At 54.2% G+C, this 14666-nt stretch carries 12 protein-coding genes; 6 read left to right on the top strand and 6 right to left on the bottom strand.

Translation table 11 applies throughout. The features are described from left to right. Positions 1 to 4: 4 nt before the first annotated feature. Positions 5 to 895: a mitochondrial fission ELM1 family protein gene (locus E1H14_RS08820; RefSeq protein ID WP_149391098.1), complete on the bottom strand. Its 891-nt coding sequence runs from the start codon at positions 893 to 895 to the stop codon at positions 5 to 7. 180 nt (positions 896 to 1075) lie between these two features. Here E1H14_RS08820 and E1H14_RS08825 point away from each other — a divergent pair, with 180 nt between their 5' ends. Further along, positions 1076 to 2074, top strand: a complete 999-nt coding sequence (locus E1H14_RS08825; protein WP_149391099.1) for a branched-chain amino acid aminotransferase — start codon at positions 1076 to 1078, stop codon at positions 2072 to 2074. 79 nt (positions 2075 to 2153) lie between these two features. On the opposite strand, the gene glnE is transcribed toward E1H14_RS08825, so the two are convergent. Beyond that, entirely contained in the window at positions 2154 to 5063 is a 2910-nt protein-coding gene (gene glnE / locus E1H14_RS08830) for a bifunctional [glutamate--ammonia ligase]-adenylyl-L-tyrosine phosphorylase/[glutamate--ammonia-ligase] adenylyltransferase (protein ID WP_327436779.1), read from the bottom strand. Between the two features lie 205 nt (positions 5064 to 5268). Between glnE and E1H14_RS08835 the strand changes: the two genes are divergently transcribed. The 4 genes from E1H14_RS08835 (at position 5269) to argA (ending at position 9859) form a co-directional block, all read left to right on the top strand. Then, positions 5269 to 5949, top strand: a complete 681-nt coding sequence (locus tag E1H14_RS08835; RefSeq protein WP_200834075.1) for a TIGR00153 family protein — start codon at positions 5269 to 5271, stop codon at positions 5947 to 5949. Between the two features lie 21 nt (positions 5950 to 5970). Further along, entirely contained in the window at positions 5971 to 7236 is a 1266-nt protein-coding gene (locus tag E1H14_RS08840; protein WP_149391100.1) for an inorganic phosphate transporter, read from the top strand. A gap of 79 nt (positions 7237 to 7315) precedes the next feature. Beyond that, positions 7316 to 8482, top strand: a complete 1167-nt coding sequence (argE, locus tag E1H14_RS08845; RefSeq protein ID WP_149391101.1) for an acetylornithine deacetylase — start codon at positions 7316 to 7318, stop codon at positions 8480 to 8482. A 24-nt stretch (positions 8483 to 8506) separates the two neighbouring features. Next, positions 8507 to 9859: an amino-acid N-acetyltransferase gene (argA, locus tag E1H14_RS08850; RefSeq protein ID WP_149391102.1), complete on the top strand. Its 1353-nt coding sequence runs from the start codon at positions 8507 to 8509 to the stop codon at positions 9857 to 9859. An 8-nt stretch (positions 9860 to 9867) separates the two neighbouring features. On the opposite strand, the gene E1H14_RS08855 is transcribed toward argA, so the two are convergent. The 4 genes from E1H14_RS08855 to E1H14_RS08870 all read right to left on the bottom strand — a co-directional run bounded on the left by E1H14_RS08855 (position 9868) and on the right by E1H14_RS08870 (position 12632). Beyond that, the gene (locus E1H14_RS08855) at positions 9868 to 11142 is read right to left on the bottom strand and encodes an ATP-binding protein (protein ID WP_149391103.1); all 1275 of its coding nucleotides are present in this window, start codon (positions 11140 to 11142) and stop codon (positions 9868 to 9870) included. A gap of 89 nt (positions 11143 to 11231) precedes the next feature. Then, on the bottom strand, positions 11232 to 11918 hold the full coding sequence (locus E1H14_RS08860) for a response regulator transcription factor (protein WP_149391104.1): 687 nt from the start codon (positions 11916 to 11918) through the stop codon (positions 11232 to 11234). A 15-nt stretch (positions 11919 to 11933) separates the two neighbouring features. Beyond that, a complete protein-coding gene (locus tag E1H14_RS08865) occupies positions 11934 to 12218 on the bottom strand; it encodes a PepSY domain-containing protein (RefSeq protein WP_149391105.1) in 285 nt (94 codons plus the stop codon). A gap of 141 nt (positions 12219 to 12359) precedes the next feature. Next, a complete protein-coding gene (locus E1H14_RS08870) occupies positions 12360 to 12632 on the bottom strand; it encodes a hypothetical protein (protein WP_149391106.1) in 273 nt (90 codons plus the stop codon). Between the two features lie 187 nt (positions 12633 to 12819). Here E1H14_RS08870 and ilvD point away from each other — a divergent pair, with 187 nt between their 5' ends. Beyond that, a complete protein-coding gene (gene ilvD, locus E1H14_RS08875; RefSeq protein ID WP_149391107.1) occupies positions 12820 to 14652 on the top strand; it encodes a dihydroxy-acid dehydratase in 1833 nt (610 codons plus the stop codon). Positions 14653 to 14666: the final 14 nt, after the last annotated feature.

The raw sequence follows: 14666 nt of genomic DNA on the forward strand, positions 1-14666 counted from the left end.
AGGCTCATAACCACCCTCTTGTTAAAATATGTTGAGCACAGCGACCGGCTTCATCAAAGGCTTGCTCAGGTTGCGGCAAGGCTGCGCCTGTCCAGTGTGAAAAAAGCGTTATTATCCCCGCATCGGCAAGCTTTTGCAGCCCCTGGCTCAAGCGGTTGCGTTGCTTTTGTGGCACTTCCAAGACACCGAGCGCACAACCGGCTGTTAGGGCTTCATAGACCATGGAAACACTATCCTGAGTGACCCAGCAGGTTTGCGTTTGCGCCAACTCCTTGGCCAACCATCCCGGCGGGGTCTGCTGCGCGGGGTAGAACTCTATATTTGGCCAGTGCGCCAGTTTCTCAGAGGTGGCGTCAGGGGTACGTCGAGAACTGGTGACACGCAGTCTGCCGGGTGTATGGCGCTGCAGAGTTTGTAACTGAGCGAAAAACTCCGCTTCATTCCAGGCGCTGTGTCGTGAAGGGCCGCCGACCAAAAGCAAAGTGGAATCGGGCTGTTTTGGCCCAGGGCGCATCGGGTTTAACGCACCGAGGGTCGGCAGGATTCTATCCGACATCGGCGGCTGATCATGCTCAGGAATCAAACAGAGATCAAACAAGGCCCAGGGCAAGCTGGGCTTCATTAACACCAGGGTTTTGCAGCCCAAGCGCCACTTTAAATAGATCAGCGTGAGATGTGTGGCATGGCCGGCGGCGATCACCAGTTTGGGGATGCCGCTCGCCAAGGCCTGCTGATAAGCCTCTGGCCAAGTGCGTTGCAACCCGTCACGAATTTTTAAGGGGGGAAGTGAGTGCATGACAAGATCGGGTTTTAGACGCGCTAAGGCTTGGTATAAGCCCAAAGACTGGTTGAAATGCCCAGGTTTGCCATCGGAGATGATCCAGATCTGACTCAAAGCGGTAGATTCCTCTTGGTAAACGAGGCGAGCATCGGAAAAGCTGAGAGCGGAAGCGCTTTAGCCGGGGATTTCACTTTCGGGCAATTCCCTTTATTCAGTGCGATGTTTACAATCATGCCTCACTAAAAGACCCGTGTCGCCGGATCTTTGTAACTTTTTCACCTTGAGGATATCTACATGGCTGCTGCATTTGGTACCGTTTTTATGCCGGAAATGGCAATCTCCTGGTTCGATGGGTCAGGTTGGAGCCCGGCAGAAATGGTATCCAGCGACAGTCTGACTCTACATCCCGGCGCCCATGTTCTGCATTATTCCAGCACCTGTTTTGAAGGGTTAAAAGCCTTCCGCCATGAAGACGGCTCCGTGAATATCTTCCGCATGGATCGCAATATTGAGCGTTTAGCTCAGAGCAGCGAACTCCTGGCACTGCCGGCACTGGATAAAGCCATGGTCGCGGAGATGATCAAAACCACGGTGGCACGCTTTGCCGATGAGGTTCCAGCACCACCAGGCTCTCTATATATTCGTCCTACTCATTTCGGAACTGAACCGGCCATCGGTAAAGCGGCGGTTCCCTCTTTAACTTCCTGCTTTTATGTTTTGGTTTCTCCCGTTGGCGATTATTTTGCAGGCGGGGATCGTGCTTTGCGTTTGTTATTGGAAGATGAAGGGATGCGCTGTGCGCCGCACATGGGCATGATTAAAAGCGGGGGTAACTATGCCAGCGCTCTGCGCCCGATCATGCGTGCCCGCGAAGCGGTTCAGGCGGATCAGATTCTCTTCTGCCCAGGCGGAGATGTGCAGGAAACGGGCGCGGCGAACTTCTTATTGATCGATGGTAACGAGATCATCACCAAGGCTTTGGATGAAAGCTTCCTGCACGGCGTAACCCGTGATTCCATCCTGACTCTGGCACGCGATTTGGGTATGACGGTTTCCGAACGTGAATTAACCGTAACTGAGCTGCTAGAGCGTGCCGCCAAACCGGGCTGTGAAGCCGCGCTATCTGGTACTGCCGCCGTACTGACACCGGTCGGCACCCTGATCTACAAGGGCCAAGAGCATGCGATTGGCAAGGGTAACATCGGCAGCACCACGCTTAAGTTACGCCGTGCGCTGAATGATATCCAGTGGGGCAAAACTCCCGACACGCACGGCTGGTTAACACGCGTGTAACAGAAAATTTTGATCGATCAGGGGAGCTTCGGCTCCCCTTTTTTAGGCTGACTTGTCTAAGCCAGCCTGGATCAAGAACTCAAACCTCCATCCAAGTTTTCCACAGCTGCGCCACTCTTTGCCGATAGGCGGTGAGGTCGGCATCGGCCAACACGGAATTGGATTGCTCCTGCAAGGTTTGTCGATGCCCGACGGAGCGGAAAGCCTTATAAGCTTCGCGCAAGAAATCAGCATCTTCTGCAGGCATCAGCTGATTGGCTTCTATGGCATCTAAAATGCGGATATTATCAGTGTAGGTGAGTAAATCCGGATACTGATGCGCTTGTGCCAGCACCTGATACTGCACCATAAATTCAATGTCGACGATACCGCCTGGGTCTTGTTTGAGATCAAACACCCCTTCACGTTCTGCCGCCGGAGTGGCCAGATGTTGGCGCATCTTCTCGCGCATCTCTCGTACCTCTTTTTTGAGCGCCAGAGGTTCACGTGGCTGCGCCAAAATCTCACCACGCACCTGATTAAACCGCTGCGCCAGGGCCGCGCTGCCCGCGACCACACGCGCACGCACCAAAGCTTGGTGCTCCCAAGTCCAGGCCTCTTTGTGCTGATACTCTTTAAAGGCCTTAAGGCTGCTGACCAATAACCCCGAGTTGCCAGAAGGGCGCAGGCGCATATCGATCTCATAAAGAGAGCCGGAGGGCGTGAAGGTGCTAAGGATATGAATCATGCGTTGACCGAGGCGGTTAAAAAACACCGGATTGGGAACCGGCTTTTCACCATCGGTATCCAGATTCATGTCGGCATCATGAATAAAGACCAGATCCAGATCGGAGCCATAAGACAGTTCTATCCCCCCCATCTTGCCATAACCGACCACTATAAAATCTGGATCACAGGCCACCCCAGGCTCACGTTGCGGCACACCATGCTTGGCAACGAGCCCCTTCCAGGCGCTGTCCAAGACCGCATCAAGCAGCACTTCTGCCAGCCAGGTTAAGTAATCACTTACTTTCATCAGAGGCAGAGCGCCGGTGATATCCGATGCGGCCACACGCAAGACATGCGCATGGCGGAAGTAGCGCAAGGCTTCCATCAACTGCTCGGTATCCTCTTCTGGGATGCGCAACAACTGCTGCTGCAGTTCAGAATGCAAACGCGCTTTATCGGGAGGCGCAAACAGCGTGCGCGGATCGATCAACTCATCCAGCAGCACCGGTTGTTTAGCCAACTGCTCGGCAAACCATGCACTGGCTGAGCAGAGGCGCACCAGCTGCTGCAGCGCACCGGGATTTTCTGCCAAGAGCACTAGATAAGCGGAGCGGCGCAGGATGGCTTGAATCAAGCGCAACACGCGCTCTAGGGTTAATTCAGGATTCGGCACCCGACCGCAGGCAGCTAACAAGTTAGGTAACACCTGCCAGAGTCTCTCTAAAGCGATCTGTTGCAGCATCTGCATGGGGCGAGATTCACGCAGGTTTTGTAGATGCTGCCAAGCTTGATCGGCTTGCGCAAATCCCTGTTCTTGCAAGAACAGACGTGCCGAGCCCTCCTCCATCTCCCCCTGACAGAGCGCGCGCCAATCGAGCTGGGTTTGCTCCTCTTCGGTCGCTTGCTCCTCCTCTTCGGGAGCGATCACCTCGGCAAAATGGCGCGAAACGGCTTGCCGCCAATGCTCCAACTCGGCCGAAAAGCTGGCCCAGTCGGCAAATCCCATACTGTAAGCGATGCGTGCTTGCCCCTGTGGATCGGAAGGCAGCTCCTGCGTTTGTTTATCTGCAACCGCTTGAATCGCGTGCTCTGTGTTGCGCAAAAAACGATAGGCTGACATAAGTTCGGTCACCGCCTCTTCCGGCATCCCGACCTTATCCGGTAACAAGGGCAAAATATGGCGCAGCTCACGCTGTTGCAGATCCAGATCCCGACCGCCACGAATCAACTGGAAGGCTTGTGCGATAAACTCGACTTCGCGTATCCCGCCCGAGCCCAATTTGACGTTCTGCTCCAGACCCTTGCGACGCACTTCACGATTGATCATACGCTTCATTTCGCGCAGGGATTCAAACGCGCTGAAGTCGATATACTTACGGTAAACAAAGGGGCGCAGCTGTTTAAGTAAGTACTCACCCTGCGCATAATCGCCTGCCACGGTACGCGCTTTGATCATCGCGTATCTTTCCCATTCCCGCCCCTGCTCCTGGTAATAACGCTCCATGGCATCAAAACTGATCGCCAGAGGGCCGGCCGAGCCAAAGGGGCGCAGACGCATATCCACCCGGAAAACAAACCCCTCGGGCGTGAGATTATCCAAAGCCTGAATCAACTTCTGGCCCAGGCGGATAAAAAAGTCCTGATTATCCAAGCTGTTTCTAGGATGATCGGTTTCGCCGCCTTGTGGATAACAAAAAATCAGATCGATATCGGATGAAAGATTCAGCTCATGCGCACCCAGCTTACCCATGCCCAAGACGACTAGGCGTTGTGGCTGAGTGTTTCCCGCTTTATCCGGCCAGCTCTGTGGCACTCCCCAGCGCTGACAGGCACGTTCATACAGCCAGCTCAGGGTTTCATCAATACAGGTATCGGCAAGATAGGACAGCTCTAGGGTGGTTTGCTCCATCTGCGCCTTGCGCGTTAGGTCACGCCAGATGATCCGTACCATTTCGTAGTTACGATACTGGCGCAAGAGCCCTGGCAGTTGAGATTCATCACTTAAGGCTAGTAAGCGCTCACCTAAGCGCTGTCGATAGTCTGCTTCGCTCCGCACGCGCTCCAGATCCCCCTGCAGCAAGCTGTGTAAACCATGCGGATGACGCAGGAGTTGATCGAGAACAAACTCACTGCCGGTGATGACCGTCAGCAGTTCATCCAAGGGTAAGGCCATCTCAGACAGGCCTTGAGCACTTAGCGCCTGCTTCAGTCGCTCTAGGGCTTCGGCACTGCTGTCACGCAAACATTCGGGTAGCTGCTCTAAGGCTTGGCTTTCGATCACAAGATGCTCCCATCGACTAAACTCAAGATGAATTGAGCATATCAGACTCAATACCCTGGCGTGGAGTCATGCCTCCGGGGAATTTGATATATGACATCTCCATGTCTTTTTTATGACACTTTGACTACATAAATACACCACCCAGACTTATACTTGACGACTCTTTTCATGGTGGCCCGGTCACCCAAACGGATAGGAAACGCAGATGGTGAGCAACAACCCGATCCTGCAAATGTTTGCACGATCTCCGTTCAAGCCAATGCAGGAGCATGTCGTCAAAGCACAGGAAGCTGCCGCTCAACTTCCCGATTTTATGCAGGCCCTGATTGCAGGAGACTGGGAAGAAGCCGCTGAATGCCAGCGCCGCATCGCCCTCCTTGAGGGGGAAGCCGATGAGATGAAACGGGCCATTCGCCAGAATCTACCCGGCAACCTCTTCCTCCCTGTACCGCGCAACGACCTGTTAGAGTTGTTACGTATGCAGGATCGTATCGCCAACCGCTCTAAAGATATCGCCGGCTTGATGCTCGGTCGCAAGATGGAAATACCCGCCACGATTCGTGATGAGCTGGTGGAGTTTCTGGATTGTGCCGTGAAAACCACCGAGCAAGCGGTGGTCGCCATGAATGAATTGGATGAATTACTAGCCACCGGATTTCGCGGCCGTGAAGTGCAGTTGGTCGAAAAGCTCATCGATGAGCTGGATCGACTTGAGCATGACACGGACGAGCGTGAACGCCGTTTGCGTAACTCACTGTTCCAAGTCGAGCGCGAACTTTACCCCATCGATGTCATCTTTCTCTATCGCATCATCGATTGGATCGGTGATCTCGCCAATCGTGCACAGCAGGTGGGTAGCCGTCTGCAGATGTTACTCGCCCGCTAATTCAAAAGTTCGAGAATTGCTATGGACGTTATTGCTCAGTACGGCACGCTGCTGATTGTCATCGCCTGTGTCTTTGGTTTTTTTATGGCCTGGGGGGTCGGCGCCAATGATGTTGCCAACGCCATGGGAACGTCGGTCGGCTCAAAAGCCATCACCCTGAAACAAGCGATCATTATCGCGATTATCTTCGAGTTTGCAGGAGCGTATTTGGCGGGAGGAGCGGTCACTGCAACCATCCGCAGCGGCATCACCGATGCCGGATTGCTCGCCGATAACCCCGATCTTTTAGTTTTTGGCATGATGTCCGCTCTGTTAGCAGCGGGGATCTGGCTACTAGTGGCCACTCACTTCGGCTGGCCGGTTTCCACCACCCACTCCATCGTCGGAGCAATTGTCGGTTTTGCCGCCGTAGGGATTTCAGTGGAGGCTGTACACTGGAATAAAATCTGGACGATTGTTGCCAGCTGGGTGATTTCCCCAGTGAGCGCCGGTTTCATCGCGTATTTCTTATTTCGCAGTGTCCAGTACCTGATTCTCGGCAGTGAGGATCCCTACCGGAATGCCAAGCGTTATGTACCCTACTATATCTTCCTGGTTGGTTTTATCATCGCCATGGTGACCTTCACCAAGGGCTTAAGCCATGTCGGCCTGGACATGAGCTACGCTCAGAGTGCCGCCGCGTCTCTTGTTATCGGGCTGATCGCGATGGCGGTGGGGGTTCTGATGATCAATCGGATTCGTTATGTGCCAAGTGATGACAAGGATTACCACTTCACCAATGTGGAAAAGATTTTTGCCATCCTGATGCTGTTTACCGCCTGTGCGATGGCTTTTGCCCACGGCTCGAATGATGTCGCCAACGCCGTTGGCCCACTCGCCGCCGTTGTCAGTGTGGTGCAATCCGGGGGAGAAGTAGCCGCACGCTCAGTGATGCCCGCCTGGATTTTATTACTCGGTGGCGGCGGTATCGTCGCCGGTTTAATCATGTATGGCCATAAAGTCATCGCCACCGTTGGCCAGAATATCACGGAATTAACCCCGAGCCGTGGTTTTGCTGCCACCCTGGCGGCGGCCGCAACAGTAGTGGTTGCTTCCGGGACCGGCCTCCCCATCTCCACAACACACACGCTGGTGGGTGCCGTATTAGGGGTGGGGTTAGCACGCGGTATGGCCGCGCTGAATCTACGGATTATTGGCACCATCTTTATCTCTTGGATTGTGACCCTGCCTGCCGGTGCCATCCTCTCCATCATTATCTTCTTTATTTTGAAAGGCATCTTCCTCTAAGGCATAGCCCTCACCCTAGACCTACTCCGGTAAAGGCTGCATTATAGACATCCGTCTGGCCTTTCACCGGAGTGGTTTTATGTCCTCTGCACACGCCGATATCCTTAAAATGCTGAAAGCCTTGATCGGCACAGCCTCGATCAGTTCAACCCATGCCCATCAGGATCTCAGCAATCTGCCTGTGATTGAACAACTGCATCCTTGGCTGGAAGCACTCGGCTTTGAAGTGGAAGTCATGCCTGTCCCTGGGCACCCAGGAAAATATAATTTGATTGCCAGCCTTGGGCAGGGCCCAGGGGGGTTGGTGCTCGCTGGCCATACCGATACCGTGCCTTGTAACCCTGAACTCTGGAACAGCGACCCTTTCCAACTCACTGAACGCGACAATCGTTTTTATGGCCTTGGCACCTGTGACATGAAAGGGTTTTTTGCTCTCGCGATTGCTGCCGCCGCACGCTGTCATCAACAACCCTTTAAACAACCGCTGATTATTCTCGCCACCGCCGATGAAGAGACCTCCATGTCCGGGGCGCGGGCGCTGGTCGCAGCAGGGCGCCCTTTAGCACGTGCAGCGGTGATCGGTGAACCGACAGGCTTAAAGCCGATCCGAATGCATAAAGGCATGATGATGGAAGCCGTGCGCATTGAAGGACGCTCAGGCCACTCGTCTGATCCCAGCCTGGGTGCCAACGCGCTGGATGCGATGCACGGTGTGTTAAGTGAGCTGATACAGTTTCGTCAGGAGTTAGCGTCCAAATACCAAAACACTGATTTCCGTGTCAGCGTGCCGACGCTGAACTTGGGCTGTATTCATGGCGGGGACAATCCCAACCGCATTTGTGGACGCTGTGAATTGGAGTTTGATCTACGCCCCCTCCCTGGCATGTCACTGGAAGGCTTACGTGAAGCCGTACATCAGCGCTTGGATCCTCTGGCCGAGCAGTTCGGTGTGCAACTGGAAACCTTTTCACTTTTCCCCGGGATTCCACCTTTTGCGACCCCAGCGGACAGTGAATTGACCCTGACTCTCGAGCGCCTGACCGGCCATCGCGCCGAAGCCGTGGCGTTTGGCACCGAGGCACCTTTTTTACAACAACTCGGCATGGACACTCTGATTCTTGGCCCCGGCTCCATCAATCAGGCACACCAACCCGATGAGTATCTTGATCAAGCGCAGATACAACCCTGCGTGGATCTTTTGGAAAAACTGATCATTCACTACTGCCTGACACCGGCACGCACCTAGATAACGCCCAGCTGGATCCACATCATGACTCAAGAGTTCACTCAACAAACGGATTATGTGCAATGGTTTCGCCATTCTTCGCCGTATATCCATGCCCATCGCGGTAAAACCTTTGTTCTCATGCTCAGTGGCGAAGCGCTAGCCGATGCTAACCTGACCAATACCGTGCATGATATTGCTCTGCTCAACAGCTTAGGCGTGCGTCTGGTTTTGGTGTTTGGTTCACGCCCCCAGATAGAAACGCGCCTGGCACAGGCCGGACTCACCTCACGCTTGCACCACCATCAGCGTGTGACCGACACGGCCACCTTGAATTGTGTGATTGAAGCCACCGGCTGCTTACGTACCCAATTGGAAGCGCTCTTCTCCATGGGCTTGTCTAACACCCCCATGCACGGTGCCCGCATCCGTATCTGCAGTGGTAACTTTGTCACCGCGCGCCCGGCTGGGGTCGTAGACGGTGTCGATCTGGGCCATACCGGTGAGCTGCGACGCATAGATCACAGCGCGATTCGTCAACAACTGGAGCTAAACAATCTGGTCATGCTACCCAACCTGGGCTTCTCCCCTACAGGTGAGGTGTTTAACCTATCGGTTGAAGAGGTGGCCACACGCACCGCGATTGCACTGCAAGCAGACAAGTTGATTTTGTTTGGCAGCGAGGAAGGCATTCGTGACAGTCGCGGGGATCTGCGCAGTGAGCTTCTGGTCGCCACGGCACGGCGTATGGTCAGCCATTATTTGGCCAGCCTAGAAGACCCCGGCCAGCCCCACACCGAAACGGCGCGTCTGCTGCAAGCGGCGGCCGATGCCTGTGAACAGGGCGTGCCACGCTGCCACCTCATCAGCTATCAGCAAAATGGTGCGCTGTTATCCGAACTCTTTACCCGCGATGGCACCGGCACCATGGTCATTCGCGAGTCTTATGAGCAGGTGCGCCAAGCCAATATTGAGGATGTCGGTGGCATACTGGAGCTGATTGCACCACTCGAAGAGAAGGGTATTCTGGTGCGACGCTCCCGTGAGCGTTTGGAAGCGGAGATCGAACAATTTGTGCTGGTGGAGCGCGATGGTGCCATCATCGGCTGTGCGGCGCTCTATCCCTTTGCCGAAGAAGCGATGGGTGAGCTGGCCTGTGTGGCCATCGACAACAATTATCGGGGCGGTGAGCGCGGTGATCGGCTTTTAGCCGCCGTTGAACAGCAAGCACGCTCTCTCGGCCTGCAGGCGCTCTTTGTACTGACCACCCGCACCGCCCACTGGTTTATCGAGCGTGGCTTTCAAGCCAGTGGTTTTGAAGCCCTGCCTCAAGAGAAAAAAGCGCTGTATAACTTCCAGCGTAACTCCAAGGTGTTTGTCAAAACCCTAGCCGGTTAAACGAGCCACTAGGGTTTTGGCAACATCAAACGGAAGCGTGCACCGCCGAGTTCAGGTGAGTTGTCCGCTTCCAGCCCACCACCGTAACTACTCAAAATATCCACCGTCACCGCCAGGCCAATGCCCTGCCCAGTGGTTGAAGTATCCATCCGCTTACCGCGTTCCAGAATCACCCGTGACTGCTCCGGCATAATGCCATTGCCATCATCTTCGATGATCAACAGACTGCCATTACGGGTTTGAATCGAGCTGACACGCACCTGATGACGCCCATATTTAAAGGCGTTTTCCAAGAGATTGCCGAGCAGCTCTAGCAGATCTCGCTCATCACCAAAAAACTCGGTTGTCGCTAAAACCTGGTTTTCGCCCAAAATCTCTTTTTCGGCATAGACCTTCTGCAAAACGGCCATTAAGCGTTGCACCACCGGTGCGATCGGAATGGGTTTGGCCAAGACTCGCCCTTCCGCTTTCACCGCCCGTGAAAGCTGATACTGCACGATTTGATTCATGCGTTGCACCTGCTCTTCCACGCGCTGCTGGTAAGCCTCAAAACTCAAAGATTCATTCACCGCACCGGACATCACTGCAAGAGGGGTTTTCAAACTGTGGGCTAAATCGCCCAGCGTATTACGATAACGCTCCCGCTGTTGGCGCTCGCTGCGAATCAACTGATTCAAACTGTCGGTGACCTGTTGCAACTCCAGTGGATAACGCCCAGATAACTCCTCAGCCTGGCCTTTCTCAATCCGATTCAGATCACGCGCTAAACGATAAAGCGGACGCAAGCCCCAGCGCAGAATGAGATACTGCACCAGCAGTGCCAGAACAAAGATACCGCCTAACCAAGCCCACAACTGCGTCTTAAACGCCAAGAGTTGAGCCTCAACACGCTCGTCACTGCGGAGTACCGAGAAACGCAGATAATAATCCTGCCCCTCACTCTCCCAGATCACCGGATATTGCAGTAGAAACATGCCGCGATCGCGTAAATAGAGAAAACGGCTTTGCCCAGGCTCCAACAGGTTTTGCTGCAAGGTCGAGCGCCAGCTTTCCGGTAAGAGCGCGGCCGACTCCGAACGCCAAAGCCAATCACCCTCACGATCGCTGATCACCCCGTAGACACCCGATTCTGGCTGGGCAAATCCTGGTTCTTGTAGAAACGCCGGTAACATCGGTTGTCCCTGCTGAATTTCAGCCGCACCCAACAAGAGGTAGACCTGCAGCTGCGCCTGACTGCGTTCAGAGGCGATCAGACTTTGCAGATGTGCGCGTTGCAGCATCATCGCCGCCGCCGCGATGATTAGGGGTAAAAAGAGGATCGAGGCTAAAAGCAACCGCGTTTGTAAGGAGCGTGGCAGCAAGGTGGAAATGATTAGGCTCCTGTTCCCAATTCAGGATTAAAGCGATAACCCAAACCACGCACCGTTAGAATCGGCTGCAAACTTTGATCGGGGTCGAGCTTCTGGCGCAAGCGTCGAATAAAGACTTCCAAGACGTTGCTATCACGGTCGAAGTCTTGGTGGTAAAGGTGCTCGGTCAATTCCGCTTTGGAGATGGTTTTGCCCGCATTCAGCATCAGATACTCTACAGTGCGATACTCGTAACTGGTCAGGCGCACTTCTTCGTCATGCAGAAACACCACCCGGCTCACCGTATCCAGTGTCAGAGGCCCAAAGCTGAGTTTAGGCTTGGCATGACCCGCCGCTCGACGCACCAATGCATTCAAGCGCGCCAGCAACTCTTCGGGTTGGAAGGGTTTAACCAGATAATCATCGGCACCGGCTTCCAAACCTTCTACCTTGTCTTGCCAATGCCCACGTGCCGTCAGGATCAGAATCGGAAAGTCACGCCCCTGGGCGCGCCAGCGACGAATCACTTCCAAGCCGGATAAACCGGGCAGCCCTAAATCCACCACGGCCACATCAAACTCATATTCTAAACCCTGGTACACCGCTTCCTGACCTTCACTGCACTCTTCTACGGTGTAGCCTTTATTCGCCAACAGGCCACTGAGCTGGCGGCGCAGATCCGGTTCATCTTCTACCATTAAAAGCTTCATTGCAGGCGCCTCCCCTCAACGCTGTACGATCTGGCCATTACGGGCATCTATCCAGACATCACGCACCCGCCCCTCACGCACCATACGGATATGGTAGACCGGCTGCTGGTCGATTTCGGTTTGCTCAGCCTTCACCACCTGGCCGCCATACAGCTGCTGCGCTAAACGCGTAGCTTGCTTTAGATCCAAGCCGACTTCATTGGCCCACACAGACAAGATCAGCAAGGCAGGCAAGAGGCCGGCAAGTAAGATCATCAAGCGTCGACGCAGACGCTGAACCGGCACAGGTTTCGGCAACATAAAGCAACTCCTCCGCGCGGCTGTCGACACAGCCGAACACCAGAAAATAAATAGTGGGGAGAGACTAGCGCGACTGAGATGAATCCTTTCTGAACAAAGCCCAACAAATCATCCCAGACACGCCTCGGTTTGATGGTGCCCCTAGCCTTTGCGTGCATTGCGTTGTGCTTCCTGCGCCTGTTGCTCACGTAAAGAGCGCACCGACAGGATGACAAAGCGCACGTTGTAGATCAGACCGATCAGGATGGCGAGCGCGGTGCTGAACATAAACACCATGCCCAGCAGAGGTGAACCGAGTGTTTGCCCCAGCCACAAACTGGCAATCGCCAGCACACTCAGCGGAATACCGGTATACATACAGATGCGCAGCAGAGCATCCTGACGAATTTTTTTCTTATCAAGTTTAATAGTCATCAGTCAGCGATCTTTCAGATTAGGATTGTAAAAATACGGCCTGTGAGCATAAAGGCAGGCTAGCCGATCTTCAAGCCAAGGCGCAGTCGCACCGGTCTTACCCAATCGCGCAGCTTGTTGAATCTGATATACTGATGCTCATTCACTGCAGTCCACATCCATCTTAATTCGTGTGAAGGATCCAAGCATGCCCACTTATCGCTCACGCACCACCACCTCTGGCCGCAACATGGCCGGTGCTCGCGCCCTCTGGCGCGCAACCGGTATGAAGGATGATGATTTCCAGAAACCAATTATTGCGGTCGCCAACTCGTTTACACAGTTTGTGCCTGGCCATGTCCATCTGAAAGATATGGGCCAGCTGGTCGCCCGTGAAATTGAAAAAGCCGGCGGCGTCGCCAAAGAATTTAATACCATTGCCGTGGATGATGGCATCGCGATGGGCCATGACGGCATGCTTTACTCTTTACCGAGCCGCGACATCATCGCTGACTCCGTTGAATATATGGTGAATGCGCATTGTGCCGATGCGCTGGTCTGCATCTCCAACTGTGACAAGATCACACCGGGTATGCTGATGGCTGCAATGCGTTTAAACATTCCGGTGATCTTTGTTTCCGGCGGCCCGATGGAAGCCGGTAAAACCAAACTGTCTGAGCACAAGCTGGATTTGGTCGATGCCATGGTGTTGGCTGCGGATCCGAGCGCTTCGGATGAGATGGTTGCGGAAGTTGAGCGTTCAGCTTGCCCAACTTGCGGCTCCTGCTCAGGGATGTTTACTGCCAACTCAATGAACTGTCTGACCGAAGCACTGGGCCTGTCTTTACCCGGTAATGGCACGATGCTGGCCACGCACGCAGATCGTGAACAGCTGTTCAAACGCGCCGGTCACCTGATTGTTGAACTGGCAAAACGTTACTACGAAGGCGACGATGAGCGCGTGTTACCACGTTCTGTGGGTTTCCAGGCGTTTGAAAATGCGATGACGCTGGATATCGCCATGGGCGGTTCCACCAACACCATTTTGCACCTTCTGGCGATTGCTCAAGAAGCTGAAATTGACTTCGGCATGAAGGATATAGATCGTCTTTCCCGTGTAGTTCCTCAGCTGTGTAAAGTGGCGCCGAATACGCAGAAATACCATATCGAAGATGTCCACCGCGCCGGCGGCATCATGGCGATCCTCGGGGAGCTGGATCGTGCAGGACGCCTGCACACCGATGCTCCGACGGTACACAGCCCAAGCATGAAAGCTGCGCTGGATCAGTGGGACATCATGCGTAACCCAAGTCCAGAAGTGATCGAATTTTATAAAGCCGGGCCTGCCGGTATTCCGACCCAGACAGCTTTCAGTCAAGCCACACGCTGGCCAACGCTGGACGGTGATCGTGAACATGGCTGCATCCGCAGTATTGAGCATGCCTTCTCTCTGGAAGGCGGCTTGGCCGTTCTCTATGGCAACATTGCTCTAGATGGTTGTGTGGTCAAAACCGCTGGGGTGGATGAGTCGATTCTGGTGTTTGAAGGCCCCGCTCACATCGTGGAGTCTCAGGACGATGCCGTGCATCATATCCTAGAAGACCAGGTGAAACCGGGTGACGTGGTGGTAATTCGTTATGAAGGCCCTAAGGGCGGCCCAGGCATGCAGGAAATGCTCTACCCCACTTCTTATCTGAAATCCAAAGGCCTGGGGAAAGCCTGTGCATTGCTGACCGATGGTCGTTTTTCCGGCGGAACCTCCGGTTTATCGATCGGCCATGTCTCTCCAGAAGCCGCCGCCGGGGGTAATATCGGCCTGGTGCGCCAGGGTGATCGCATTCGTATCGACATTCCTAACCGTACGATTGAAGTGCTGTTATCGGATGAAGAGCTGGCGTTACGCCGTGCCGAGCAAAACAAGCTGGGGTGGAAACCGGCCGCTGAGCGTCCACGTAAAGTTTCCGCGGCCTTAAAAGCCTATGCCAAATTGGCCACTTCCGCCGATAAGGGTGCGGTACGCGACCTCAGCCAGCTCGATTAACATTTTTTAAACAA

Source organism: Nitrincola tapanii (assembly GCF_008368715.1).
Lineage (GTDB): Bacteria > Pseudomonadota > Gammaproteobacteria > Pseudomonadales > Balneatricaceae > Nitrincola > Nitrincola tapanii.

Excerpts from the sequence above, each read along its gene's own strand:
- E1H14_RS08865 (WP_149391105.1), bottom strand. The coding sequence starts at position 12,218 with ATGTTGCCGAAACCTGTGCCGGTTCAGCGTCTGCGTCGACGCTTGATG.
- argA (WP_149391102.1), top strand. The coding sequence starts at position 8,507 with ATGACTCAAGAGTTCACTCAACAAACGGATTATGTGCAATGGTTTCGC.
- E1H14_RS08840 (WP_149391100.1), top strand. The coding sequence starts at position 5,971 with ATGGACGTTATTGCTCAGTACGGCACGCTGCTGATTGTCATCGCCTGT.
- E1H14_RS08855 (WP_149391103.1), bottom strand. The coding sequence starts at position 11,142 with ATGATGCTGCAACGCGCACATCTGCAAAGTCTGATCGCCTCTGAACGC.
- ilvD (WP_149391107.1), top strand. The coding sequence starts at position 12,820 with ATGCCCACTTATCGCTCACGCACCACCACCTCTGGCCGCAACATGGCC.
- E1H14_RS08860 (WP_149391104.1), bottom strand. The coding sequence starts at position 11,918 with ATGAAGCTTTTAATGGTAGAAGATGAACCGGATCTGCGCCGCCAGCTC.
- argE (WP_149391101.1), top strand. The coding sequence starts at position 7,316 with ATGTCCTCTGCACACGCCGATATCCTTAAAATGCTGAAAGCCTTGATC.
- E1H14_RS08870 (WP_149391106.1), bottom strand. The coding sequence starts at position 12,632 with ATGACTATTAAACTTGATAAGAAAAAAATTCGTCAGGATGCTCTGCTG.
- E1H14_RS08835 (WP_200834075.1), top strand. The coding sequence starts at position 5,269 with ATGGTGAGCAACAACCCGATCCTGCAAATGTTTGCACGATCTCCGTTC.
- E1H14_RS08825 (WP_149391099.1), top strand. The coding sequence starts at position 1,076 with ATGGCTGCTGCATTTGGTACCGTTTTTATGCCGGAAATGGCAATCTCC.